The sequence below is a fragment of the Lysinibacillus sp. PWR01 genome, assembly GCF_043359455.1.
Taxonomy (GTDB): Bacteria; Bacillota; Bacilli; order Bacillales_A; family Planococcaceae; genus Lysinibacillus; species Lysinibacillus fusiformis_F.
The window spans coordinates 1-810 of the sequence record NZ_JBHERJ010000014.1; the positions used below are offsets into that span (position 1 = coordinate 1).

Sequence of the window (810 nt, forward strand, 5' to 3'; positions counted from 1 at the left end):
AATATACATCAGAAGAAAAATTACAAGCAGTCCTACGCTACATAGAAGGTAAAGAAAGTTCACATGAAATTGCTAGATTAATTGGAACAGATCACAAAGCGATTCTTAATTGGGTGAAACAATATGAGTATAACGGCGTAGAAGCGTTTATAAAACGATATACAAATTATTCGGCACAGTTTAAACTAGACGTACTAAACTATATGATTGAAAACGGTACGTCCTTACTTGAAACGGCAGCTATCTTTAATATAGCTACTCCTTCTACACTTCGTTTTTGGAAAAAACAATTTGAAACAAAAGGATTCGATGCCCTTCAATCAAAGAAAAAGGGGCGTCCATCCATGAAAAAAGAAACAAATAAACAACCAAAACAAGCACCAGTAGAAGGCTCACCAGAAGCACTTCAAGCAGAAATCAATCGTCTACGTATGGAAAACGAGTATTTAAAAAAGTTAAACGCCTTAGTTCAAGCCAAGGAAAAATCACCAAAGAAGACAAAGTAAACGTCATCTATGAATTAAGGCATAAATACTCGGTGAAGGCGCTTGTAGCGTTCGCAGAAATTCCACGTAGCACGTACTATGATTTAGTAAAGAAGATGAATCGTCCCGATCCAGATGCCGAGTTAAAGGCCGAAATTCAAGAAATCTATAAGGAACATGAAGGCCGTTATGGCTATCGTCGCATTCGTGATGAGCTAGCGAATCGTGGGCAAAAAGTGAATCATAAGAAAGTGCAACGCCTGATGAAAGCGCTAGGCTTAAAGTGCATCGTTCGTATGAAAAAATATAAGTCATATAAAGGGAC

At 37.7% G+C, this 810-nt stretch carries 1 pseudogene; it reads left to right on the forward strand.

Going from position 1 to position 810, the window contains the following annotated elements:
* Positions 1 to 810: pseudogene (locus ACEVFT_RS01600) on the forward strand (IS3 family transposase); the annotation flags it as partial.